20 protein-coding genes are annotated in these 23,404 nt (G+C 73.4%); 12 read left to right on the top strand and 8 right to left on the bottom strand.

Annotated elements, in window-relative coordinates:
* Nucleotides 1-4: 4 nt before the first annotated feature.
* Nucleotides 5-319, bottom strand: coding sequence for a phosphotriesterase family protein (locus ACWEN6_RS18430; protein WP_452571276.1), 315 nt, complete (start codon nt 317-319; stop codon nt 5-7).
* Between the two features lie 187 nt (nt 320-506).
* On the opposite strand from ACWEN6_RS18430, the gene ACWEN6_RS18425 reads away from it, so the two are divergent.
* Nucleotides 507-1,493, top strand: a complete 987-nt coding sequence (locus tag ACWEN6_RS18425; RefSeq protein ID WP_354840949.1) for a malate dehydrogenase — start codon at nt 507-509, stop codon at nt 1,491-1,493.
* A gap of 25 nt (nt 1,494-1,518) precedes the next feature.
* Here the strand turns inward: ACWEN6_RS18425 and ACWEN6_RS18420 are convergent, their stop codons facing one another.
* From ACWEN6_RS18420 to ACWEN6_RS18400, 5 genes are all read right to left on the bottom strand, one after another.
* Nucleotides 1,519-2,187 (bottom strand): DUF998 domain-containing protein, encoded by a 669-nt coding sequence (locus ACWEN6_RS18420; protein WP_452571275.1) that lies wholly within the window; start codon nt 2,185-2,187, stop codon nt 1,519-1,521.
* Between the two features lie 190 nt (nt 2,188-2,377).
* On the bottom strand, nt 2,378-4,180 hold the full coding sequence (locus ACWEN6_RS18415; RefSeq protein WP_452571274.1) for an alpha-amylase family protein: 1,803 nt from the start codon (nt 4,178-4,180) through the stop codon (nt 2,378-2,380).
* A gap of 119 nt (nt 4,181-4,299) precedes the next feature.
* On the bottom strand, nt 4,300-4,503 hold the full coding sequence (locus ACWEN6_RS18410) for a cold-shock protein (protein ID WP_248959313.1): 204 nt from the start codon (nt 4,501-4,503) through the stop codon (nt 4,300-4,302).
* 262 nt (nt 4,504-4,765) lie between these two features.
* Nucleotides 4,766-5,662 carry a phosphotransferase enzyme family protein gene (locus ACWEN6_RS18405; RefSeq protein WP_380828387.1) on the bottom strand — a complete coding sequence of 299 codons (897 nt, stop codon included), beginning with the start codon at nt 5,660-5,662 and terminating at the stop codon, nt 4,766-4,768.
* A complete protein-coding gene (locus ACWEN6_RS18400) occupies nt 5,659-7,155 on the bottom strand; it encodes a helix-turn-helix domain-containing protein (RefSeq protein WP_452571273.1) in 1,497 nt (498 codons plus the stop codon). Before ACWEN6_RS18400 ends, ACWEN6_RS18405 begins: the two co-directional genes overlap by 4 nt.
* A gap of 243 nt (nt 7,156-7,398) precedes the next feature.
* Here ACWEN6_RS18400 and ACWEN6_RS18395 point away from each other — a divergent pair, with 243 nt between their 5' ends.
* The 4 genes from ACWEN6_RS18395 to ACWEN6_RS18380 all read left to right on the top strand — a co-directional run bounded on the left by ACWEN6_RS18395 (nt 7,399) and on the right by ACWEN6_RS18380 (nt 10,578).
* Nucleotides 7,399-7,698, top strand: coding sequence for a hypothetical protein (locus ACWEN6_RS18395; protein WP_354840933.1), 300 nt, complete (start codon nt 7,399-7,401; stop codon nt 7,696-7,698).
* A 148-nt stretch (nt 7,699-7,846) separates the two neighbouring features.
* Nucleotides 7,847-8,779, top strand: coding sequence for a nucleoside hydrolase (locus ACWEN6_RS18390; protein WP_452571272.1), 933 nt, complete (start codon nt 7,847-7,849; stop codon nt 8,777-8,779).
* Between the two features lie 74 nt (nt 8,780-8,853).
* Nucleotides 8,854-10,095, top strand: a complete 1,242-nt coding sequence (locus tag ACWEN6_RS18385; RefSeq protein WP_452571271.1) for a hypothetical protein — start codon at nt 8,854-8,856, stop codon at nt 10,093-10,095.
* A gap of 351 nt (nt 10,096-10,446) precedes the next feature.
* On the top strand, nt 10,447-10,578 hold the full coding sequence (locus tag ACWEN6_RS18380; protein WP_354840924.1) for a hypothetical protein: 132 nt from the start codon (nt 10,447-10,449) through the stop codon (nt 10,576-10,578).
* 590 nt (nt 10,579-11,168) lie between these two features.
* Here ACWEN6_RS18380 and ACWEN6_RS18375 read toward each other — a convergent pair.
* Nucleotides 11,169-12,296, bottom strand: a complete 1,128-nt coding sequence (locus ACWEN6_RS18375; protein ID WP_452571270.1) for a glycosyltransferase family 4 protein — start codon at nt 12,294-12,296, stop codon at nt 11,169-11,171.
* Nucleotides 12,297-12,468: 172 nt separating this feature from the next.
* Here ACWEN6_RS18375 and ACWEN6_RS18370 point away from each other — a divergent pair, with 172 nt between their 5' ends.
* The 3 genes from ACWEN6_RS18370 (at nt 12,469) to ACWEN6_RS18360 (ending at nt 18,097) form a co-directional block, all read left to right on the top strand.
* A complete protein-coding gene (locus ACWEN6_RS18370) occupies nt 12,469-13,329 on the top strand; it encodes a PIG-L deacetylase family protein (protein WP_452571269.1) in 861 nt (286 codons plus the stop codon).
* A 123-nt stretch (nt 13,330-13,452) separates the two neighbouring features.
* Nucleotides 13,453-14,514: a lysylphosphatidylglycerol synthase transmembrane domain-containing protein gene (locus ACWEN6_RS18365; protein ID WP_452571268.1), complete on the top strand. Its 1,062-nt coding sequence runs from the start codon at nt 13,453-13,455 to the stop codon at nt 14,512-14,514.
* A 208-nt stretch (nt 14,515-14,722) separates the two neighbouring features.
* Nucleotides 14,723-18,097, top strand: a complete 3,375-nt coding sequence (locus ACWEN6_RS18360) for a BTAD domain-containing putative transcriptional regulator (protein WP_452571267.1) — start codon at nt 14,723-14,725, stop codon at nt 18,095-18,097.
* A 241-nt stretch (nt 18,098-18,338) separates the two neighbouring features.
* Here ACWEN6_RS18360 and ACWEN6_RS18355 read toward each other — a convergent pair whose 3' ends face one another.
* Nucleotides 18,339-18,887, bottom strand: coding sequence for a hypothetical protein (locus tag ACWEN6_RS18355; protein ID WP_452571266.1), 549 nt, complete (start codon nt 18,885-18,887; stop codon nt 18,339-18,341).
* Nucleotides 18,888-19,081: 194 nt separating this feature from the next.
* On the opposite strand from ACWEN6_RS18355, the gene ACWEN6_RS18350 reads away from it, so the two are divergent.
* From ACWEN6_RS18350 to ACWEN6_RS18335, 4 genes are all read left to right on the top strand, one after another.
* Nucleotides 19,082-20,059 carry a D-alanyl-D-alanine carboxypeptidase family protein gene (locus ACWEN6_RS18350; RefSeq protein ID WP_452571265.1) on the top strand — a complete coding sequence of 326 codons (978 nt, stop codon included), beginning with the start codon at nt 19,082-19,084 and terminating at the stop codon, nt 20,057-20,059.
* Between the two features lie 34 nt (nt 20,060-20,093).
* Nucleotides 20,094-20,741 (top strand): GntR family transcriptional regulator, encoded by a 648-nt coding sequence (locus tag ACWEN6_RS18345; RefSeq protein ID WP_354840903.1) that lies wholly within the window; start codon nt 20,094-20,096, stop codon nt 20,739-20,741.
* Nucleotides 20,742-21,105: 364 nt separating this feature from the next.
* Entirely contained in the window at nt 21,106-21,792 is a 687-nt protein-coding gene (locus ACWEN6_RS18340; RefSeq protein ID WP_354840900.1) for a cysteine hydrolase family protein, read from the top strand.
* Nucleotides 21,789-23,387 carry a SulP family inorganic anion transporter gene (locus ACWEN6_RS18335; RefSeq protein ID WP_354840897.1) on the top strand — a complete coding sequence of 533 codons (1,599 nt, stop codon included), beginning with the start codon at nt 21,789-21,791 and terminating at the stop codon, nt 23,385-23,387. The genes ACWEN6_RS18340 and ACWEN6_RS18335 overlap by 4 nt, the downstream gene beginning before the upstream one ends.
* The last annotated feature ends 17 nt before the right edge of the window (nt 23,388-23,404 follow it).

Below are 23,404 nucleotides of genomic sequence, written 5' to 3'. Positions count from 1 at the left end.
CGCTTCAGGAGAAGTAGCTGTAGAGGCCGGTGGCCACGATGATGTTCAGCTCGGGCACCTCGGCGGCGACCCGCTGGATGCGCGGGATGTACCGGCCGATCCCCCACACCGTCGGGTCCACGATGGTCGTGACGCCCCTGGTGACCAGGGCCCGCAGCTTCTCGACGGCGTCGGCGACGCGGTACTCCTCGTCCCACCAGCCGTCCTCGCCCTGGTCGGCGAGGTGGCCGGGGTCGACGACGAAGACGTGCTCGTGCATCAGCGTCTGGCCGAGGACGCCCACGTCCACCGGACCGCGTACGGTTTCGACGACCGGCATGGGACCTCCAGGGGTGACACCGGCGGCAGAGGTGCCCGTACCGTAGGACGCCGCGCCTCCGGCGTCAACGGACACGCCGGGGACGCGGACGCGCGCCCGGAGGGGACCTGCGTTCCTGAGGGGCCTGTTCGAACGGATAATCTTTCGGCTGTTCGGAAAACGTCAACAGCCCACCTAGGGGAACGTCATGACGCAGGCTCCAGTCAAGGTCACCGTCACCGGCGCCGCAGGCCAGATCGGCTATGCGCTGCTGTTCCGCATCGCCTCGGGTCATCTGCTCGGCCCTGATGTGCCGGTGCGGCTGAGCCTGCTGGAGATCCCGCAGGCCGTCAAGGCCGCCGAGGGCACCGCCATGGAGCTCGACGACTGCGCCTTCCCGCTGCTCCAGGGCATCGACATCAGCGACGACGCCGGCCGCGCCTTCGAGGGGACCAACGTCGCGCTGCTGGTGGGCGCCCGCCCCCGCACCGCGGGCATGGAGCGCGGCGACCTGCTCCAGGCCAACGGCGGCATCTTCGGCCCCCAGGGCAAGGCCATCAACGACCACGCGGCCGACGACATCCGCGTCCTGGTCGTCGGCAACCCGGCCAACACCAACGCGCTGATCGCCCGGTCGCACGCGCCGGACGTCCCCGCCGAGCGGTTCACCGCGATGACCCGCCTGGACCACAACCGGGCGCTGTCGCAGCTCGCCGCCAAGCTCGACGTCCCGGTGACGGCCATCACCAAGATGACCATCTGGGGCAACCACTCCGCCACCCAGTACCCCGACCTCTACAACGCCGAGGTCAACGGCAAGATCGCCGCCGAGCAGGTGGACGAGGGCTGGCTGCGCGACACCTTCATCCCCACGGTCGCCAAGCGCGGCGCGGCCATCATCGAGGCGCGGGGCGCGTCCTCGGCGGCCTCGGCGGCGAACGCGGCGATCGACCACGTGCACGACTGGGTGAACGGCACCGCCGAGGGCGACTGGACCTCCGCGGCCCTGCCCTCCGACGGCTCCTACGGCGTTCCGGAGGGCCTGATCTCCTCCTTCCCCGCCGTCTCGCGCGGCGGCCGCTGGGAGATCGTCCAGGGTCTGCCCGTCAACCCGTTCTCCCGCGAGCGCATCGACGCCTCGGTGCGCGAGCTCGGCGAGGAGCGCGACGCCGTGCGGGAGCTCGGCCTCATCTGACCCCGTCCGCGCTCTCACGGGGCGTTCAGGCCGCCGCGGCGGGGCGGACGCGAGGCCCGGCCGCGTCGAGGCGCGTCGCCACCCGGGCGCGGACCCGGGCGCCGTCGCGGTGGACCGCGGCCGACAGTCCGATCAGCACCAGGACGACGACCTCGGTCACCACGACGAGCCGCTGGGTCAGCCCGGCCGGGACGGCCCCGGGGTCCATGCCGAACATGCGCACCGCGTACGGCACCAGGACCAGGACCAGGAAGCCCGCGGCGGCCAGGCTCAGGCCGCGTAACGCCGCCGCGTGCCGGCCGCCGCGCGCCGCGACGGCCAGGCCCGCCACGGGCATGCTGACGAACGCGGCGAACGCGGCATAGCGGTGGATGCCCCCGGACATCGACAGCGACATCCCCGGCCGGTCCGTGGGGAACGCGGCGATCATCAGCATGCACGTGCTCCACACGCCCAGCAGTGCCACCGTCGCCCGGCCGGTCCCGCGCCGGGACATCTCCACGGCCAGCATCGCCGCCCCGAGGGCGAAGAAGGTCAGCGAGGTCCCCAGCAGCCACCCGTGGGGGTGGAAGGCGTACTCGCTGATCATGCCGTGCAGCGGGTCGAGGCCGGAGGTCAGGTGCAGCGCCGTCATCGCGACGGCGCCGTTGGCGAGGGCCGCGAACCCGCCGGCGGTCAAGGGAGAGGTCGTCATGCCCTTGACTGTCGCCTCCGGCGCGCCGCGCGGGCATCGGAGATCGGCCGGAGCGAGCCCTGGGGCATCCCCGAGCCGACCCCTACTCCACCAGGGGCGGGACGGGTCCGGGGCCGGGGCCGGGCTTCAGGGTTCGCGCCCGCCACCAGCGGCGGCGTCCCTGACCCGTCCCCCGGCCCCGGGCCTTGCGTCAGGCCTTCTGACGGGCCTCGGAATCGGCGATGTCGCCCGCGTCGGCGGGGGCCAGCTCGGGCTCGGAGGCGCGCATCCAGCGGGTGCCGTAGGGCTCCAGCTCCAGCGACACCCGCCCGCCCGGGCCGATCTCGACGGTGCCGTCGATGAGCAGGTCCGTCAGCACCTTGCCCTCGTCGAGGCCGTCGAGGGTGAGCTCGCAGGAGACCGTCTCGTCGGCGAAGTTGTGCACGGCCAGGACCGTCTCGCCGTCGATGTCGGAACGGTTGGCCAGCACGGCCGGCGCGCCGGTCTCCAGCACCTCGTACCGTCCCCAGGCCAGCTCGGGGCAGCCCCGGTACTGCTCGATGAGCTTGGTGATCCACATCAGCAGCGAGTCGGGGTCGCGCCGCTGGGCGCTCACGTTGACGTGCTCGGGCCCGAACTCGCCCTGCACCATCGGGTTGCGGAAGTTCTCGGGGTCGGCGGTGGAGAACCCGCCGTTCTCGTGCGGCGTCCACTGCATCGGCGTCCGCACCGCCTCCCGGCCCTTGACCGCGAGGTTCTCGGCCATGCCGATCTCCTCGCCGTAGAACAGCACGGGGGTGCCCGGCAGCGAGAACAGCAGGCTGTACACCATCTTGATCTTGCGCAGGTCGCCGCCGAGCATGGAGGGCAGGCGGCGGCGCAGGCCGCGGCCGAACAGCTGCATGTCCTTGTCCGGGCCGAAGGCCTCGAAGACCTCCTTGCGCTCGGCCTCGCTCAGCTTGTCCAGCGTCAGCTCGTCGTGGTTGCGGACGAACGAGGCCCACTGGCAGTCCTTGGGCGGGGCGGGGCGCTGCCGCAGCGCGTCGGCGAGCGGGCGGGAGTCGCCGCGCGCGAGCGAGAGGTACATGCGCTGCATGCCGATGAAGTCGAAGCACATCGTGACCTCGTCGCCGAGGTCGTTGCCGAAGAACTTGCGCAGGTCGGGGTACTCGAGGTTGACCTCGCCGAGGAGCATGGCGCTGCCGTCCCTGCGGTTCATGAACGCCCGCATGTCGCGCAGGAACTCGTGCACGTCGGGCAGCCCGGCGTCCTTGGCCTTGTCATCCACCGCCTTGCCCGTCTCACCGCCGTCCTGGCCCGCCTTGGCGCCATCCGCGCCGGAGGGCTCCTTGCCGGCCTCCTCCTTCTTGCCGACGTCCTCGACGAGGAAGGGCACGGCGTCGACGCGGAAACCCGACAGGCCGAGCTCCATCCAGAAGCCCAGGATGCGGGCGATCTCGTCGCGCACCTCGGGGTTGGCGACGTTGAGGTCGGGCTGGAACCGGTAGAAGCGGTGGTAGTAGTACTGGCCGCTGCCCTCGTCGTACTGCCACAGGGAGTCCTCGGCGTCGGGGAACACCACGCCCTTGGGGTCGTCCGGCTCGGGGGTGTCGGACCAGATGTACCAGTCGCGGTGGCGGGAGTCCCGGCTGGACCTCGCGTCCTTGAACCAGGGATGCTCGTCGGAGGTGTGGTTGACGACCAGGTCGGCGATCACCCGGATGCCGCGGTCGCGCGCCACCCGCATGAACTCGACGAACTCCCCCAGCGTGCCCAGCCGCGGATCCACGCTGTAGAAGTCGGTGATGTCGTACCCGTCGTCACGGTCGGGGGTCGGGAAGAACGGCATCAGCCAGACGCAGGTCACACCGAGGCGTTCGAGGTGATCGATGTGCTGCGCGGCACCCCGGAAGTCGCCGACGCCGTCGCCGTTGCCGTCGGCGAAGGTCTCGACGTCCAGGCAATAGACGACCGCGTTCTTCCACCACAGGTCTGAGGTATAGGTCAGTCTCACCCGGCCGCCTCTACCCCAAGAAGGGGCAAAGTATCGGGCGGCGGAGACGGGATGGCCTCACCCGGAGAAATCTGAGGGCCCGCACCGCGAGGCGGTACGGGCCCGGAGGAGACGTCGCGTCAGATGACGGTGACCTGCTCCGCCTGGGGACCCTTCGCCCCCTGGACGGTCACGTAGGTGACGCGCTGGTTCTCGTCCAGGCTGCGGTAGCCCCCGGAGGTGATCGCCGAGTAGTGCACGAACACGTCGGCACTACCGTCGTCCGGGGCGATGAAGCCAAAGCCCTTTTCGGCGTTGAACCACTTGACGGTACCTTCAGACAACTCTGCTTCTCCCTGTTAGGGCTTCACCGGTCCGCCGGGTCGGCGGCACGGGGCTGCGTAGCGGACGATACCCTGCTGCATCCACGAAACCGCTGAAGAAGCAAGAACGACCGCTGCCAGGAACTTCCCGCGGGCGCTTTCAAAAAAGACGTTCGAGGAAACTACGACTGCAACATCGCCGACAGTACCCGCCCGCCCCCGGAATCTCAAACGCATCACTCGTGTCCGGGGCAAAGAAATCATGAGCCCCGCGTGAGGTGGCTCACGCCGGCTCGGCGAGGTACCAGCGGGCCTGTCCGTCACCACGGGTGAGCGAGTCGAGCCGGCGCGGCAGCTCCTTGCGGGAGAACGGGTCGCGCGTGGCGTTGCGGATGTGGATGCCCACCGCGTACATGTCCCTGACCTCCATGAGGGTCGGGTAGCCGTGCCAGGCGCGCAGATCGAAGCCGTAGGCGCCGGCGAAGTCATCGACCTGCGCGGCCGTCAGGCCGAAGCGGCGCTGCCCGTGGTAGGTGTGCACGAGGTCCCACTCGCGGGGGCCGACGGCGACCCCGTCCCAGTCGCACAGCACGGCGTGGCCGTCCTGGCAGCGCAGCAGGTTGTCGATCCAGGCGTCGCCGTGCAGCAGCACGGGAGGCCCCTCGGTGCCGAGGTCGGCCCAGCGCGAGGTGAGCTCGGCCACCCGGTCGCGCAGCCAGGCGCGCTGGCAGGGGGTCAGCACCTCCTTGCGGTGCTCGACGGACTCGCGCACCTCCGCCAGCGGGTCGGCGAGCCGCTTGAGCGGGAACGGCGGCACCGGCAGCAGGTGGAGGCTGCGCAGGATGTCGCCGAGCTGGGTGGTCGTCGGCCGCCCGCTCGCCGGCACGTAGTGCCAGAAGGTGACCACCCGCCCGTCGTACACCAGCGGCTGGTCGCACAGCTCGTCGGCCGGGCGCACGGTGGGGAAGCCCTGGTCGGCCAGCCACCGGGCGACGGCGAGCACGACGGGCAGCCGTGTCATGGCGTCCGGCGCGGTGGCGATGCGCACCACGATCTCGTCGCGGAGCTTGAACACGGCGTTGCTGCGCACCCGGAGCAGCTGCGCGTCCCTGGCGTCGAGGCCGACGCTCTCGCACACCTCCCCCAGGATCGCCGCGGCCTCGTCCGCCAGCATGTTCATGGCCGCTCCAGCGCGAGCTGCGGACCCGCCTCCGCGAGCAGGTCGTGGAGATGTCGCGCGGCGGGGGTGCGGCGCTGGGTCCTCGGGATGATCGCCAGCAGGGCGCGGGCCCGGGTGACCACGATGGAGGTGCGGTGCTCGGGCGGCACCTGGGTCAGGGCCTGCTCGGCCAGCCGGCACGCCTGGTCGTAGTCGCCCTCGCGCGCCACGTGGCCCGCCTGGTCGAGCAGCACGAGCACGGGGTCGATGGTGTACGGGCTCGCGGACCGGGAGATCCACTCTTGCACCTGCTCGGCCTCGCCGAGTTCGATCAGCGTGCCCATGCGGTAGAACTGCAGCCGCCGCTCGGAGAAGCGGAAGGCCAGGTGGTCGGCGCCCTCGCGGGGCATCCGCGAGAAGATGCGCTCGGCCTCGGCCAGCGCGACGCGGGCGGCCTGGTGCTCGCCCATGCGGGCCAGCGCCCGCGCCTCGGCGGCGGCGCCCAGGGCCGCGGGCGAGCTTGGAGCGCTCCCGGCCAGCATCCGCGCCTCGCGGGCCAGCCGCACGGTCTCGGTGAGGTCGCCGTAGTAGTAGGGCAGCATGGCCTCCTGGGCGCGCACGAGCGCGCGCAGCCGGACCTCGCCCATGTCGTCGGAGGCGGCCCGCGCGGTGCCGTACCAGGCGTGGGCCTGACGGGTGTCGCCGAGCTTCATGAGCGCGTCGGCCGACAGCAGCGCGAGCATCGTGGTGGCGTTCAGCAGGCGGCGCTGGGTGGCGGCGGGCTGCCGGGCCGAGACCAGCCTGCGGACGTCGGCGATCTCCAGCATCAGGCGGTACAGCATCGGCAGCGGCGCGCTCTTGATGTACTCGCGGCGGTAGCGCAGGACCTGCTCGTCGAGCCGGTCGAGCTGGTCCTCGCTGACGGTGGCGGCGGCGAGCGTGCGGTCCACGTCCTGGCGGGTGCGCTCGACCTCGGCGAGCAGGCGGCCGTTGAGCGGCAGACCGGAGCTGAGCAGCGCGTGGTGGAACAGGGCGCGGCGCTCGGCCTCGTCGCCTGAGTCGTCGGCCGCCGGGCGCGGCCGGGGCTGGGCGGCGTCCTCGACGGGGAGCGCGGGGGCCGGGATGGTGTGGCCGGCGGCGACGACCACGACGTTCGGCCCCTCGCCGTCGTCGCAGTAGTCGGCGGCCAGGCCGAGGCGCACGGCGTTGGCGGAGTACAGGCGCGCGATCTGGTCGATGGTCTGCGGCCGGGGGCGGGCGCGGTTGTTCTCCCAGGCGTTCAGCAGGTCGATGCTGGCGCGCGGCAGCCCGAGGGAGTGGGCCTCGCAGAGCCGTTCGAGCTCTTCGATGGCCTGCCGGGCGGACCAGCCGCGCGCGAGGCGGTGGGCCTTGAGCAGGCTGACCCCGCAGCAGCCGTTGATGGCCTGGGCGGTCTGCCACAGGGTCCACTGGCGGGAGACGGCCTGCTCACGCCAGCGTCGCGCACACGCCGGGGAGTGTTCTCCACGGGCCATCTCTCGCCCTCCGCCACTGGAGTGTTCGGCCTTACGGATGTTTCCCCGATGTTAACCAGCCGGCACCTATTAGCCCACAGCGTTATGGGACTGATGCCTGGACATCCGCGTGGTTTCCACGTAAACCTCCGGTCCGATCGACGGTATTCCACTTATCAGTGGATTTGCTCCGATTGCCGGTAGGAGCGGCCGGGTTCAGTCTGGTCCCCATCCGGTCACCGATGTCCCCGCTGGAGACCAAAGATGAGAACCGCAGAACCGAGCGTTCATTCGGCTGAGGCACTCGACCACCTGGAGCGACTCGCCGCGCAGCTCGAAGCGCACGCGTTCCAGGTGCGCCTGACGGCCCGCACCGGCCTGTATCCGCGCCTGCGCGTGATCAACCCCATGGCCCCGGCCGTCACCGAGGACGTCCTGGCCGCCAACGCGGCCGACGGCGAGTGGTGGTTCTGGCTGTCGTGGGCCGGCCGCATCGGCCACGCCTCCGACATCGTCACGGCGGCGGAGCGCATCGCCAGCGTCCTGCACGTCATCCGGCGCTGACCCCAGACCGTACGGCTCGCGCGACCACGCCCCGCGCGAGCCGTACACGTTCCCGGCGGGTCCGCACGCGGGCCCGGAGACGGTGACCGGCCACCGGCCGAGGTACGGAGATTTGCCGGAATTGTCGTGCGTCGTCCAAGCTACAGATGTGGCGCCCAAGAAGATCATCATCGACTGCGACCCGGGGATCGACGACGCCCTGGCGATCACGCTCGCGCACGGCAGCCCCGCGCTCTCGATCCTGGGGATCACCACGGTCGGGGGCAACGTCGACCTGGGCCACACGACCGGCAACGCGCTGCGGCTGCGCGAGTTCCTCGGCTTCCCCGGCGTCCCGGTCGTCCCCGGCAGCGCCGGCGCCCTGCTGCGCACCCCGGTGGACGCGGCGTCCGTCCACGGCGAGCACGGACTCGGCGGAGCCGTCCTGCCCGAGGCGACGCTCCCCGCCGACGACGGGCACGCCGCCGACTTCATCATCGACACCCTGCGGGCCGCGCCGGGCGAGGTCACGCTGGTCGCGATCGGCCCGCTGACCAACGTGGCGCTGGCCCTGCTGCGCGAGCCGAGGATCGTCGAGTGGGCCCGCGAGTTCGCCATCCTCGGCGGCTCCTCCACCCGGGGGAACTTCTCCCCCGCCGCCGAGTTCAACATCGCCGCCGACCCCGAGGCCGCGGCCATCGTGTTCGACGCCGGCTGGACGGTCACCATGATCGGGCTGGACGTGAGCCGGCGGGCGCTCGCCGTCGGCGAGGTCGTCGACCGCATGCGCGCGATGGGCCGGCTCGGCGCCGACCTGCTGGTGCCGTGCGTGGAGTTCTACGGCATGGTCACCGCCGAGGAAGGGCCGGCCATCCACGACGCGTGCGCGATCGCCTACCTGATCGACCCCACGCTGGTCGACGTGGCGCCGGCGCTGGTGCAGGTGGAGACGGCCGGCCGGTACACCTCGGGGATGACCGTCACGCACTTCGACCTCGGCGACCGCGTGCCCAACGCGCTGGTGGGCACCGGCCTGGACGTCCCCCGGTTCTGGGACCTGCTGCTCGGGGTGTACCAGGACCTCGCCCGCCGGCTCGGCTGAGCGGCACGCCACGCCGGGCGGCACGCGCGGCGACGGTGGCGTGGCCAGGGGGCTTCCTGCGAGCATGCCGTCCCATGGGGACAACGCTCCGATGGCCGCTCGCGGTGGCCTGCCTGGCCCTGGCACTCGCGCCCGCCTGCGCCGGCGACCAGGACGGCGCGCCGCCCGCGCGCGCGGCCACCTCCACCGCCACGGGCGCCGGTTCCCCCGGTGGGGCCGCGACGACCGGCCCGAGCCCCGCCGCCACGGGCAGGACGGCCGCCTCGCCGCACTGGAAGCTCTTCGCCGGCGCCCGCCTCGGCGGCGGCGCCGCGCTGCTCGACGTCGCGGCGAGCGGCCCGCGCGACGCCTGGGCCGTCGGGTACAAGGACGGCGCCGAGGACAGCGAGGGCCGCCCCGCCCTGCAGCACTGGGACGGCACGCGCTGGACCGAGACGCCCGAGGGGGCCGGCGACGCCGGGCGCCTGCTCGGGGTCAGCGTTGCGGGAGCCCGCGACGTGTGGGTCGTCGGCGCCGGTGACAGCCCGTACGCGGCCCACTGGGACGGCACGCGCTGGACGCCGCGGCATCCCTATGGCGTGGCCGAGGAGTACGTCCTTTCCGACGTCGCCGCGCACGGCGGCCACGCGTGGCTGGCCGGCCGCAACACCACACAGGGCGTGATCACCGAGTGGACCGGGCGGGGCTTCCGCAACGCCCTGCGCGCCGACGGGTACTTCACGGCCGTGACCGCCACGACCGGCCACGTGTGGGCGGTCGGCAACGACGCCGCGGCGCCGGACGCGCAGGGCGGTCCGATGATCTGGCACGGCAGCGCCGTCTCGGGCACGGCGATCCAGTCGTGGCAGCGGGCCCGCACCCCGGCGATCCCCGGCGGGGTGCTGCGCGGGGTGTGGACGGCCGGTCCGGACGACGTGTGGGCGGTGGGCGGCGTGACGGCCCCCGGCGGCGGCCCCCGGACGCCGCAGACCCCGCTGGTCCTGCACTGGGACGGCCTCGCCTGGCGGCGCGTCGAGGTGCCGGTGCCGCGCGGCGCGCTCGACGGCGTCACGGGCTTCGGTCCCGGCGATGTGTGGATCAGCGGCGTCGACGCCGACCACTCGGGCCAGGCGCTGTTCCTCCACTTCGACGGGACGGGGTGGTCGCGGTCGTACGGCCCGCTGGTGCGCGAGCACCGGGAGGGCCAGCAGTACGAGGAGTCCGACGACGTCCGCAGAACCGGCATCGCCCGCGTCCCGGGCGCCGGCGGCCTGTGGGCGGTCGGCAGCGTCGGCGCCGGCGACGAGGAGGACGACTTCATCCTGCGCCACCGGTGACCCCGGCCCCGGGGCGGCACGGCCCCGCCGCGACACGCCGGGAGACGGCGGGCCCGCCGGGAGGTTCAAGGTCGTTACCGACGGGTACGATCATGTCAATAACCGCGCGTGCGCCTGACGTGGGAGCACCGCTTCACCCGGGTGAGCGCCTCGCGCCGTCCGGCACTGCGGGCGCACGCGGAACGCCTATTGACGCGCCCGGCATGGTTGCATCCGGAACGGCCCGCCGACCAGCCCCCCGGTCCCCGGGCAGAAGTTCACGGCACCCGCGCGGACGCCCGGACACGGCGGGCGACGAGGGCGCGCGCCCCGCTCCCCGCCCCCGGAGACCGGCATGGAAAGGGGGGCCAGATGGCCGACAGGCGAAAGAAGCACCGCACCCGGTGGGCCGGCCGCGAACGCCGCGAATGGCTGCGCCTCGGACTCGAGATGACCCTGCTCGCATGGCGCACCGCCATCACCGTGTGGAACGCCGTCCACTGAGCCGCCGATTGAGCGGCGGCCGCCGCGCGCGGTCGTGCCGCGCCGGCGCCTTTGGGGAATTCACCGCGGGCGGATCACCGGGGCCGTTCACCGACGCCGCGCCCTTCACGGACGGTCCCGGAGGGCTCACGGCGGCGAATACGCGGGCCCGCACCGGCCATCGCGGGGCGGGCACCCGCAACACGTTCGATAATCGCTGGAAACATCGCGTTTTTAGGCTTTGAATACGTCCATATGAACATGCGTCTTCGCAGGAGCCTGCGAAAGGGGCGCCATAGGCCCTGCTGGGGAGAGGTAGGGGTTACGCGGCACATCAAGATCAGAGAAACTGAGGTCGAAAGCGTCTGCGGCAGCCCAATAGCGGGTAAACAGGAGGTGAGGTCGGGTCCCACGCACCTCGCCCCGACCGCGGAGTCACCACTGAGGCAACGGACCTGCCCGCCGACGAGTGACGAGGGAAGTGTGAGCCCGTACCGAAGGAGAAGGACATGAAACGGATTCTCATCACACCCCGGCCGAAGCCCACGCGCCGTCCGAGCCCTCTGGACCTCCGCAGCCCTTCCGGCCGCGTCCTTCCCTTCTAACGCCCGCTAAAACCTTTTCCCGCCGGATTCTTCCGGCCCGCGCATTTCCACGGCGGACTTCGCCGAGGCATAGCAGTGTTCGAAGCCTTCGAGGACCGCCGGCCATGTGCAGCGCGTGAGTTCGGTCTCTCTGTTGTGCTGGGCGATCTGCTCGCGCAGTTCGCGGTCGCGTGCGAGGCGCGCCACCGCGCGGACCAGCTCGTCGAAGGACCGTCCGAGCAGGCCCTCCTTGCCGGGACGCACGAAGTCGGCCACGCCGCTCTGCGCCCGCGCGACCACCGGCACGCCGGCCGCCCGCGCCTCCAGGGCCGCGATGCCGAACGACTCACGTGGCGCCGGCGCCACGAACACGTCCGCCGAGGCCAGCAGCTCGCGAATGCGCTCGCGCGAGTAACGGCCCGGCAGCGACACCCAGCCCTGCATGCCGTGGGACCGCAGGAACCGCTCCATCGACCCGCGCGCGGGGCCGTCGCCCACGAGGGTCGCCCGCATCGGGATCTCCGCCGGCACCCGCCGCCTGGCCTCCAGCAGCAGCTTGAGCAGGCGCACCGGCTGCTTGCGCGGCGCAAGCCGGCCCACCGCCACGACGTGCACCTCGTCGCCCTCCCTCGGCGGCGCCTCCTCCTCCGGCCGCCAGGTGGAGACGTCAAGGCCGTTGGAGACCACGTCGACCGGGACCCGCCCGGCGGTGACGGCGCGGATCGGGCGGGCGGCGGCGTGGCTGACCGTGGTGCCGACGATGCTCCACGACGTCCAGCCGAACAGCGAGTCCAGGCCGCGGTACATCGTGCGCGTCACCGGGTCCCACATGCTGTGCACGGTGACCACGACAGGCAGCCCGGCGCGGACGGCCGCGCGCACCCCCATCCACGCGAACGGCGAGGCCGCGCCGGTGTGGACGTGCACGACCTCGGGGCGGCGGGCGGCCATCAGGCGCAGCAGGTGCACCCCGCCGCGGGGGTGGACGGGCAGGTCGAAGGGCATCGGCGCCACGATGCGGTGGACGCCGGACAGGCGCTCGCCCGGGGTCGCCGTGGCGACCTCGACGTCGTGTCCGGCCTCGGCCTGCGACCGCACCAGATCGGCCACCTGTACCTCGATGCCGCCGAGCCGGGGCAGGTAGCAGTCACTCACGTGAAGGATCCGCACCCCGCCAGACTGGCAGAGGCCGCCACCGGCATCAAACGCGCGAGCCAGGGACGCGAGCCGGGTCCTGCTGGTTCTTGAAGCGTTGCGGAGGGCTTCTGGAGGCACCGCGTGGGAGGCGGCGGAGAGCTCGGCGGCGGCGCCGTGGAATCATGGCGGCGTGGCACGTACCGCGGTGTTCTTCCACGCCCATCCCGATGACGAGGCGCTGCTGACCGCCGGGACCATGGCGATGCTGGCGGCCGAGGGCCATCGGGTCGTCCTCGTCGTGGCGACCGCAGGCGAGCGCGGCCTGGCCGACCTGCCCCACGGCGACGAGCTGGCCGAGGCGCGCACCGCCGAGCTGTACGCCTCGGCCGCCGTGCTCGGGGTGGCCCGCGTGGTGCTGCTCGGCTACGGCGACTCCGGCCTCGGCGAGGGCGGCGGCGTCGGCGACGACCGGCCCGAGAACGCCTTCATCGACGCCGACATCGAGGAGGCCGCCCAGCGGCTCGCGGCCGTCCTGCGGGAGGAGGGCGCCGACCTGCTCACCATCTACGACCCGGCCGGCGGGTACGGCCACCCCGACCACGTGCAGGTGTACCGGGTGGGGCAGCGCGCGGCGGGCATCGCCGGCACCCCGATCTTGCTCGAGGCCACCGTCAACCGCGACCCGCTGCTGCGGGGCCTGCGGCTCGCCCAGCGCTTCTACCGCTTCCCGCCGGAGTTCGACGTGCGCTCCTTCGAGCGTGCCTACTCCCCCGGCGAGGTGATCACCCACCGGGTCAACGTGCGCAGGTTCGCCAGGGTCAAACGGGCCAGCATGGCGGCCCACGCCAGCCAGGCGAGCGGGGGCGGGAGCGACCGCACGCTGGCGGTCATGCTGCGGATCCCCGGCCCGCTGTACCGCCTGATCTTCGGCACCGAGTGGTACGTCCGCCGCGACCTGCCGCCGGGCACCCGGCGCACGCATCCCTTCGACGACCTGCCGGAGGCCGGGGCGGCGGCGCGGGTGGAGGAGGCCGCCGGGGAGGCGGGCTAGGGGGCGGCCAGGGGCCATCTCGTCCTTGCGGAGGAGATGGCCGCCGCGACGGCCCGGCAGACTGGGATCGCGCATCGGCGGGGGCCGCGACGGGCGGCCCGTGAACGGACATGGAGAGCACTGATGAGGAACAGATGGGTGCAGGCCGGCCTCTCGGTGGCCTCCCTGGCCCTGGCGGTCCTGCTCGTGGTGTTCCTGCCGCAGATCGTGCACGCGCTCACCGGCGCGCAGGTGAGCTGGAGCGAGATCGGGGCGCGCTTCGCGGCCCTGAGCTGGCCGATGATCCTGCTGATGACCGTGCTGTGGCTGCTCAGCCTGTACGCCTACACCTTCGTGATGACCTCGGGCCTGCCCGGCCTCACCCACCTGCAGGCGCTCACGCTGAACGCCGCGGGCAGCGCGGTCAGCAACCTGCTGCCGTTCGGCGGGGCGGCCGGCGTGGCGCTGACCTTCGGGATGACCAAGGGCTGGGGCTTCGCCACCCGTCCCGTCGTGGTCTACACGCTGGTCACGGGCATCTGGAACACCCTGTTCCGGTTCATCCTGCCGGCCGCCGGCATCATCGCCCTGCTCGTCGCCGGGCGCATCCCCGACCCCCGGGTCACCAGCGCGGCCTGGGGCGGCGCGGTGTCGATCCTCGTGCTGGTCGCCGTGGTGGCCGCCGCCCTCTACTGGAAGCGGGCCGCCGACCTGCTCGGCCGCGCCGCCGACGGCGCGCTGCGCGTCCTGCCCCGCAGGCTGCGCCCGGCCGAGCACTACGCCGCGGACGCCGTCCACCGCCTGCGCGCCGACACGGCCGGCATCGTGCACCGGCGCTGGCCCGGGCTCTCCCTCGGCATGGTGGGCTTCCTGGTGATGCAGTGCCTGATGATGGCGGCCTGCGCGGTGGCCACCGGCGCCTACCCCGGGCCGGCCGAGACCGTCGCGGTCTTCGCGGTCAGCCGGGTGCTCACCAGCGCCCTGGTCACGCCGAGCGGCGCGGGCATCATGGAGGGCGGCACGGCGGCGCTGCTGATCGCCTTCGGCCAGCAGCCCGGCCCGGCGACCGCGGCGGCGATCCTGTTCGGCTTCTGGACCTACACCATCGAGATCCCCTGGGGCGGCCTCGCGCTCGGCGCGTGGTCGCTGCTGCGGCGCAGACCGGCCGGTAACGACCGCTCGCCCGAGCCCGCGTCCCACGCCTGAACCCGGGCGCGGACGCGCGGCGCCGCCGGGCTGAAGTGCGGACCGATACCCCCTGCCACGTCGTTGTCGCCGTGCGTTCCCCGTCCTGTAGCCTCGTCACACCCGTGGGCCGCCCGAGGCATCCGCGACGGCGCGGCGAGAGAAGGAAGGCGGGCCTTGACGAATAGCTTGTGCGCGCTCGACGGGCCCGCATAGCGTGGCGGCTGACATGGTGACGTTCCGCGTTCTTGGGCCGGTCGAGGCGTACGACGACGGCGACGGTGAGGTCGACCTCGGCGGGCTTCGGCAACGCGCCGTACTGGCGCGATTACTGGTCGCGCGCGGCCAGGTGGTGCCGGTCGACACACTGCTGTTCGACCTGTGGAGCGACGAGGCCGCCAAAGGCGCCCAGTCGGGGCTGCAGGTCTACATCTCGCGGCTGCGCCGCGTCCTTGAGCCCGGCCGCCCGCGCGGCGGCCCCAACCGCCTGCTGGTCACCGTCGCCTCGGGGTACGCGCTTCGCACCGCGCCCGAGCAGGTCGACGCGCTCCGCTTCGAGTCGATGGTGCGCTCGGCCGGCAAGTACCTGGACAACGACGATCCCGAGCCGGCGCGCTCGGGCCTTGAGACCTCGCTCGGCCTGTGGCGCGGCACCCCTTACTCCGACTTCGCCGAGCAGCAGTGGGCCGAGGCGGAGGTCAACCGGCTGGCCGAGCTGCGGCTGGTGGCCCGCGAGCGCCACGCCGACGCGGGCCTGCGCCTGGGCCTGCACGCCGAGACCGTGCCCGACCTGGAGGCCCTGACCGGCGAGCATCCGCTGCGCGAGGAGGGCTGGCGGCTGCTGGCCCTGGGCCTGTACCGCTGCGGCAGGCAGGGCGACGCCCTGGCCGCGCTGCGGCGGGCCCGCACGATGCTGGCCGACGAGCTCGGCATCGACCCGGGCCCCGCGCTGCGCAAGATGGAGTCCGACATCCTGTCCCAGGATCCAGGGCTGGAGCTGACGGTCCCGCAGCGGCAGCAGCGTTTCGCCGAGCCCGGCGGCACCTGGCCGCCGCGCGCCGAGAGCCCCGCCGTGGACGTCCCGCCGCTGCCCGCCGAGCCGTTCGTCGGCCGGGACGCCGAGCTGGCCCGGCTGACCGGCGCCGCGCCGCACGCCCTGTCCGGGCGCTTCACCGCCGCCGTGGTCGGCGGCGACCCCGGCGCGGGCAAGACCACGCTGGTGCGCCAGCTCGGCCAGGAGCTCGCCCGCCAGGGCTGGATCACCGCCTCGGGAGGCTGCCCCGACAGCAGCGCCACCCCGCCGGGCTGGGCGTGGGTGGAGGTCCTGCGCGCGCTGGTCGCGGTGCGCGGCGCCGGCGAGTACGGCCCGCTGCTCGCGCCGCTGCTGGACGACGCCGCCCCCGCCGACGAGGACGACCAGGCCTCCGGCGGCTTCCGGCTGCACCGCGCGGTCGGCGGCTACATCGCCGGCATCGCCCGCGACGCGCCCGTGCTGCTCACCCTGGAAGATTTGCACTGGGCCGACGACCAGACGCTCGCCATGCTGCGCGCGCTGCCCAGCCTGCTGGCCACCAGCCGGGTGCTGCTCGTGGTGACCTGCCGCGACGGCGAGCTCAACGACCAGCAGTCCGACGTGCTGGCGGCCCTGGCCCGGCTCGGGCCGGTGCGGGTAGGCCTGGAAGGGCTCGACCAGCAGGCCGTGGCCGAGCTGGTGCGCGCCACCTGCGTCCGCGAGGTCGACGAGGAGGCCTTGGGCACGATCGTCGAACGCACCGGCGGCAACCCCTTCTTCGTCCGCGAGACCGTCCGGCTGCTGGACTCCGAGTCCACCGGGGGCCGCGCCACCGCCGCCGAGGTCATCTCCGAGGTGCCCTCCGGCGTGCGCGACGTGCTGCGCCGCCGCATCGCCCGCCTTCCGGCGACGGCCCAGCAGATCCTGCTGCAGGCCGCGGTGATCGGCCGGGACGTGGACATCGACGTGCTGGTCGACATCTCCGGCGACGAGGACGCCGTCGTCGACGCCGTCGAGGCCGGACTGCTGGCCGGCCTGGTCACCGAGCCGGGGCCGGGCATGCTGCGGTTCGACCACGACCTGGTCCGCGACACGCTGTACTCCGACGCCTCGCGGCTGCGCAGGTCCCGCCTGCACGCGGCCGTCGCCTCGGTCATCGAGAGCCGGTCGCGGTCGGACGTGGCGGCGCTCGCCCACCACTACGACGCCGCCGGCACGGTGGAGACCGCGGCCAAGGCCGTCCACTACGCCGGCCTGGCCGCCGAGCAGGCCGAGCGGCGCTTCGCCCACCGGGAGGCCGCGACTCTGTGGGAGCGGGCCATCGCGGCGTTCGACCGCGCCCACCCCACGGGCGGGCCGCCCAAGGAGCGGCTGATGCTCCAGCTCCGGCTGATCAAGGCGCTGGCGCTGTGCGGCGACATGACGGCGGCACGGGCCCGCCGCCGCGAGGCGATGGACGCCGCCCTGCCGCTCGGCGACCTGGAGCTGACCGCGCGCATCGCCGCGTCGGTGGCCGTCCCCTACAAGGGCATCGCCCGCGACCTCACCCGCACCGCGTGGGAGATCGTCGACGTCACCGAGCGGGCGCTGATCGAGCTGCCGCCGAGCGAGCAGTCGCTGCGCGCGAGCCTGCTGGCCACTCTGGCGCTGGAGCTGGAGGGCTCGGCCACCGGACGCGGGTACGAGGCGTCGCTGGAGGCCGAGGAGCTGGCCCGGCAGAGCGGCGACCCGGCGCTGCTCGCCGTCGCGCTGAGCGGCCGGCTGCGCCAGTCGTACGTCATCACGGTGGTCGACGAGCGCGAGGCCATCGGCCGCGAGCTGCTGGAGGTCGGCGCCGCGTCCGGGCAGATCGCGGTGCGGGCGCTGGCCCATCTGGTGCTGATGGAGTGCGCGGCGGCGCGCGGCGACTTCGCCGAGGCCGACGCGCAGATGAGCTCCGCCGAGCGGCTGGCCAGGCGGTACGACCTGCCGGCGCCGTCCGCGGTGGGCGCCTGGTACGCCGGCATGCGCATGATGATCACCGGCGAGTACGCCGGCGCCGAGCGCGCCTACCGCGACGCCGCCCGGCTCACGGCGCGCGCCGGCATGCTGGAGGGCCGCCAGGACCTGCCGCTGATCACGACGTTCTGCCTGCACCTGGTGGACGGCAGGGCCGCCGACATGGTCGAGGCCCTGGAGGAGGCGCACCGGCGCGGCGCCAAGTGGACGCTGGACGCCTACGCCGTCGCGCTGGCCTCGGCGGGCCACGTCAAGGACGCGCGGGCGATCGCGGCCATCCGGCCCCCCGTCCGCGCCGACTTCCTGTACGAGCTGGCGACGACGTGGCGTGCGCTGGCCGGGATGCTGCTCGGCGACCGCGACCGCATGCAGGACGCCTACTCGACCCTCGGCCCGCTGTCGGACCGCATCGCGGGCGCCGGCACCGGTGTCGTTGCGCTGTGGCCGGTCGCGCAGACGCTCGGCGACCTCGCCATGCATCTCGGGCAGCCGGAGGACGCGCGCAGGCATTATGAGAAGGCGCTGGCGGTGGCCGAACGGGTCGGCGTCCCCCGCTGGGTCACGGCGGCGCGAAAGGGCCTGGGAACCGTCTGACCCGTCCCGCCTTCACCGGTGAAGGCAGGGGTCGGTGCCGGCGATCTGGGCGCGGCCCGGGCACCGGGCGGTGATCTGGGCGCGGCGTGCCGGTGCCGCGGCGCCGGCGTCACGGGACGCTGCGTGTTCTCGGCGCGGGGGGGCTGCGGCGTTGTGCTTCTCAAAGCGGTCATACCGGTCTTTGCCGCGTGCCGGCCGGGCCGCGCCGGTCCGGCCGGCACGTGGCTCCGGGGTGCTGCCCTCAGCAGGTGACCTTGAACCTCTCGCCGGCGATCGTCCGGCCGCCGGTCGCCGCGAGCTCGACGCGGTACCAGCCCGGGGCGCCGGCGACGCGGGGGCGCCACTCGACGGTGCGCGGCCCGCCCAGAACCCGGCCGGCGCCGGAGACCTCGACGGTCTTCCACGCGTGGCGGCCGGGGTTCCAGCGCCGCAGGCTCCACTCGTAGGCGGCGGCACGGCCGGCGCCGCCGGCCAGGAAGCTCTGCGCGTGGTAGGCGCGCGGGCAGGGCGCGCCGGGCTCCGCGGCGCCGACCGTCACCAGGCCGGGCCTCGGCGCGCGGCCCATCTCGACCGGCATGGCCTGGGCGGACAGGGTGACGGTCCTGACCTGCTCGCCGGCGGCCGTTTCGCCGGCCCGCGCCGGGACGGCGGGCCCGCCGGTGGCCGCCACGCCGAAGTAGGCGCCGCAGAAGGCCAGCGTCGCGATCAGCAGCTTGAAGACGCTCGCCACGCCGCTTGCCATGATCGGCGCCAGACGGCGTACCGGCTCCATGCTGCGCCCCGCTCTCATGCCCCGCCCCTTTCGTTCACCCTCAGGTGTACGCGGGGCTGGTTGTGTCCTACTTGCCGTCCGCTTGCAGTCGCGACGGGGGCCGGTGCGGGGGCCGGGATCGCGCGGGCGGAAAGTACCACGATCGCCGCCCGGGCATCTCGCGTCAATGCGCATGCCCAGATTGGTGGGCATGGGATCATAACGGGATGCGCATGGCGGTTCTCCCTATCCTGGTAGCGGCCCTGATCACGGCCGGCCCGGCCGGCCCGGCCCTCGCGGGCACGGCGCCGCGCCCCCCGGCCGCCCTCACGGCGCCCGTGAAAGCGGCTGGGGCGACGATGTCCACCACCGCCCCGGCCGCCGGAACCGTGAGCGCCACGACCGCCGCTCCCTCCACGAGCGCGACCCTCGCCGCGCTGCCCGCGCGCGGCCGGGCCGGCGCGGCGGCGGTCACGGCGAAGGAGGCCTACCTGGTCGACGTCACCGCCGGAACGGTCGAATACGCCAGGCGCCAGACCCGCCGGGTTCCCGTGGCCAGCCTGACCAAGGTCATGACCGCGTACGTGGTGCGCCGCTCGGCGTCGCTGGACGACCTCGTCACGGTGTCCAAGGACGACGTCAGGCACGCCGCCGCGAACGGCGCCACCCACGCCGGGCTGCGGGCCGGCGAGCGGCTGACCGTGCGCGACATGCTGTACGCGCTGATGCTGCCGTCCGGGGCGGACGCCGCCAACGCCCTCGCGCGGCGCTACGGACCGGGCGTGAAAGGCTTCGTGGCGAAGATGAACCGCGCGGCCAAGACCCTCGGCATGCGCGACACCCTGTACAAGAACGCCGACGGGCTGCCCAAGCCCGGCGGCGACCGCTCCACCGCGCAGGACCAGGTGAGGCTGGCCAACGCCGTTCTGGCCGACCCGGTCATCGCCACCATCGCCCGCACCCCGCGGTACGCGACCGGGAAGACGGCGGCGCACCGCGCCCACGTCTGGCGCAACACCAACCGCCTGCTGCCCGACGAGGCACAGGGGCTGAAGACCGGCTACACACGCCCGGCCGGCTACTGCCTGCTGTTCACCTCGGTGCGCGGCGGCCACACGCTGGTCGGGGCGGTCCTCGGCGACAGGAGCGACGCCGCCCGCTACGGCAGCGCCCGGGTCCTTCTCGACGGGGCGAGCGCGAACGGCGTCTGAGGCTCGCGGAGAATGGGTTCCGGGAGGTGTGCGGGTGGAATCTGACGGGGTCCTCGACTCCCCCAGCCTCGTCGAGCTGTCGATGCGGCGGCTGCGTCACGAGATACTCAGCGGGGCGCTGGCCCCGGGCGAGCGACTGATCGAGGAGCAGCTCACCCAGCGCTTCGGAACCAGCAGGGCGCCGCTGCGCGAGGCGCTGCGCTCGCTCGCGCAGCAGGGCCTGGTCGAGCACCTGCCCCGGCGCGGGGTCCGGGTGGCCGAGCTGTCCAGCAAGGACGTCGACGAGCTGTTCGGGCTGCGCGACGTGCTGGAGCGCTACGCGGTGTGGACGGCGCTGCCCCCGTCGGGGGCGCACGACCTGTCGGGGCTGGCCGAGGCGCTCGAAGGCATGCGCGGGGCGGTCGAGGCGGGGGACGCCCTGGCCGAGAACGAGGCGCACCGGCGGTTCCACATCGCGCTGGTGGCGCTGGCGGGCCACCGCCAGTTGCTGCTGGCGTACGAGCCGGTGGTGTCCAAGCTGCAGCTGTACATGGCGGCCAACCTGCGCAGGGAGGCCGAGCAGCGCACGCCGTCGGAGGGGGTGGTGCGCCACCGGCGCCTGTACGAGGCGGTCGCCTCGGGCGACCCCGCGACGGTCGTCGCGGCCCTCGCCGCGCACGGAGCCCGCACCTACATCGGCTGACCTGGAAAGCGGCGGAGACCCACCCGCTCCAGGCACCACACTCGGCGCGCTCCCGGCCCCGGCGTTCGAGGGGGCCCCGGCGTTCGAGGGGGCCCCGGCGTTCGAGGGGGCCCCGGCGTTGAGGGGGCCCCGGCGTTGAGGGGGCCCCGGCGTTGAGGGGGCCCTGGCGTTCGAGGGGGCCCTGGCGTTGGAGGGACCCTGGCGTTCGAGGGAACCCCGGCAGGAGGCCGGCGAACCCCGGCCCGAGACGGCCGCGCCCCGTACCCGGGCAGAGCGGCTAACAGAAGCGTAACCGGGCCGAAGAACCCCCGACACAATTCTGTCGACAATCGACAAGGGAGGAATCGGAGGAACGGAGGCCAACGTGTCCGATCCGCTTCTCGTCGAGGCCCAGCCGTATCCCTACGGCTTCGACCCCGCGCACACCGCCCTGCTGGTCATCGACATGCAGCGCGACTTCGTCGAGCCCGGCGGCTTCGGGGAGAGCCTGGGCAACGACGTGACCCTGCTCCAGGACGTCATCCCCCCGCTGCGCGAGGTGCTCGCCGCCACCCGGTCCGCCGGCGTGCCCGTGGTGCACACCCGCGAGGGGCACCTGCCCGACCTGTCCGACTGCCCGCCCGCCAAGCTGCGCCGCGGCGCGCCCTCGATGCGCATCGGCGATCCCGGCCCGTACGGGCGCATCCTGGTCCGCGGCGAACGCGGCCACGACATCATCGACGAGCTCGCCCCGATCGCGGGGGAGCTGGTCATCGACAAGCCCGGGAAAGGCGCCTTCTACGCCACCGGGCTGGACGAGATCCTGCGCGACATGGACGTCCGCAGCCTGGTCGTCACCGGCGTCACGACCGAGGTGTGCGTGCACACCACCGTCAGGGAGGCCAACGACCGGGGCTACGAGTGCCTGGTGCTGTCGGACTGCGTGGGCTCCTACTTCCCGGAGTTCCAGCGCCACGGACTCGACATGATCGCGGCACAGGGCGGCATCTTCGGGTGGGTCGCCCCCTCCGGCCACTACCTCAAGGCACTAGAAGCGCGGAGCGCACGATGACCACGACCACCACCCCCCTGTCAGCCCCGCCGCGCCTGCCCTGGTGGGTCGGCGGGGACACCAACGCCTTCTTCGGTCTCGGCTTCAACGTCATGGTGAACGTGCTGGTGCTGAGCGGCCTGTGCCTCGGCGTCGTGCACCTGCCCGGCGCGCAGGTCTTCGGGGTCATCCTGCCGGCGATGGGCATCCAGCTCCTGATCGGCAACCTCTACTACACCTACCTGGCCCGGCGGCTGGCCCGCCGTGAGGGCCGCGACGACGTCTGCGCGATGCCGTACGGGCCGAGCGTGCCGCACATGTTCATCGTCGTCTTCGTGATCATGCTGCCCACGTACTTGACGACGAAGAATCCCCTCACGGCGTGGGCCGCCGGGCTGGCGTGGTGCTTCATCATCGGCCTCATCGTGGTGATCGGTGCGTTCGTCGGCCCCTACATCCGCCGGTTCACGCCGAGGGCGGCCATGCTCGGCACGCTCGCGGGCATCTCGATCGCCTTCATCGCCATGCGTCCCGCCGCGCAGATGTGGGAGGCCGCCTGGATCGCGCTGCCGGTGCTGGTGATCATCCTGGTCGGCTTCTTCACCGACCTGCGCCTGCCGGGCGGCATCCCGGTCGGCCTGGCCGCGCTGCTCGCGGGCACCGCCATCGCCTGGATCGGCGGGTACATGAACCCGGCCGACGTCGGCCGGGCCGCCGGCGACATCGCGGTCAGTCTGCCCTCCTTCAACCTCGGCCGGCTGCTCGACGGGCTGCGCGAGGTGTCGCCGCTGCTGGCCACCGCGATCCCGCTCGGCATCTACAACTTCACCGAGGGCATGAGCAACGTCGAGAGCGCCGCCGCCGCGGGCGACTCCTACAACCTGCGGTCGGTCCTGCTCGCCGACGGCGCGGGCGCGGTGGTCGGCTCGATGCTCGGCTCGCCGTTCCCGCCCGCGGTCTACATCGGCCACCCGGGGTGGAAGTCGGCCGGCGGCCGCAGCGGCTACTCGATGGCCAGCGGCGTCGTGATCGCGGCCTTCTGCTTCCTCGGCATGTTCTCGCTGCTCGGGGCGGTGTTCCCGACGCCGGCGATCGTGCCCATCCTGCTGTACATCGGGCTGCTCATCGGCGCCCAGGCGTTCCAGGCCGTGCCGCGGGCGCACGCCGTCGCCGTCGTGCTGGCGATCATCCCGAACATCGCCGCCTGGGCGCAGGGCTACATGGACAACGCGCTGGCGGCGGCGGGCACCAGCGCCCAGAAGGTCGGGTACGCGGCCATCGCGCAGAGCGGCACGGTCTACGAGGGCACGGCCCTGCTCGGCGGCGGGGCGGTGCTCGCCGGGCTGGTGCTGGGCTCGATCGCCGCGTTCATCATCGACCGCTCGTTCCTGTGGGCCGCCGCGTACGCGGGCATCGGGGCGGCGCTGTCGTTCGTCGGCCTGATCCACGGCGAGCGGGTCGCGTGGAACGCGGGCGGCCAGATCGCCCTGGGCTACCTGTTCGCCGGGCTGGTGCTGCTGGCCTTCGCCTTCCTACGTCCGGCCGGGGCCGAGGACGCCGCGACCGCCCCGCCCGCCGCCGAGCCCGTGGCCGCCGAGGTGCCCGCGGCCTCATGACCCCCGGCCGACCCGCC

The organism is Sphaerisporangium sp. NPDC004334 (assembly GCF_053602655.1).
This window is presented reverse-complemented; position numbering and strand designations above follow the sequence as displayed.

What these genes read in the sequence shown, in the direction of transcription:
- ACWEN6_RS18430 (WP_452571276.1), bottom strand. Translation starts at nt 319, where the DNA reads ATGCCGGTCGTCGAAACCGTACGCGGTCCGGTGGACGTGGGCGTCCTC.
- ACWEN6_RS18425 (WP_354840949.1), top strand. Translation starts at nt 507, where the DNA reads ATGACGCAGGCTCCAGTCAAGGTCACCGTCACCGGCGCCGCAGGCCAG.
- ACWEN6_RS18420 (WP_452571275.1), bottom strand. Translation starts at nt 2,187, where the DNA reads ATGACGACCTCTCCCTTGACCGCCGGCGGGTTCGCGGCCCTCGCCAAC.
- ACWEN6_RS18405 (WP_380828387.1), bottom strand. Translation starts at nt 5,662, where the DNA reads ATGAACATGCTGGCGGACGAGGCCGCGGCGATCCTGGGGGAGGTGTGC.
- ACWEN6_RS18400 (WP_452571273.1), bottom strand. Translation starts at nt 7,155, where the DNA reads ATGGCCCGTGGAGAACACTCCCCGGCGTGTGCGCGACGCTGGCGTGAG.
- ACWEN6_RS18395 (WP_354840933.1), top strand. Translation starts at nt 7,399, where the DNA reads ATGAGAACCGCAGAACCGAGCGTTCATTCGGCTGAGGCACTCGACCAC.
- ACWEN6_RS18385 (WP_452571271.1), top strand. Translation starts at nt 8,854, where the DNA reads ATGGGGACAACGCTCCGATGGCCGCTCGCGGTGGCCTGCCTGGCCCTG.
- ACWEN6_RS18380 (WP_354840924.1), top strand. Translation starts at nt 10,447, where the DNA reads ATGGCCGACAGGCGAAAGAAGCACCGCACCCGGTGGGCCGGCCGCGAA.
- ACWEN6_RS18365 (WP_452571268.1), top strand. Translation starts at nt 13,453, where the DNA reads ATGAGGAACAGATGGGTGCAGGCCGGCCTCTCGGTGGCCTCCCTGGCC.
- ACWEN6_RS18360 (WP_452571267.1), top strand. Translation starts at nt 14,723, where the DNA reads ATGGTGACGTTCCGCGTTCTTGGGCCGGTCGAGGCGTACGACGACGGC.
- ACWEN6_RS18355 (WP_452571266.1), bottom strand. Translation starts at nt 18,887, where the DNA reads ATGAGAGCGGGGCGCAGCATGGAGCCGGTACGCCGTCTGGCGCCGATC.
- ACWEN6_RS18350 (WP_452571265.1), top strand. Translation starts at nt 19,082, where the DNA reads ATGGCGGTTCTCCCTATCCTGGTAGCGGCCCTGATCACGGCCGGCCCG.
- ACWEN6_RS18335 (WP_354840897.1), top strand. Translation starts at nt 21,789, where the DNA reads ATGACCACGACCACCACCCCCCTGTCAGCCCCGCCGCGCCTGCCCTGG.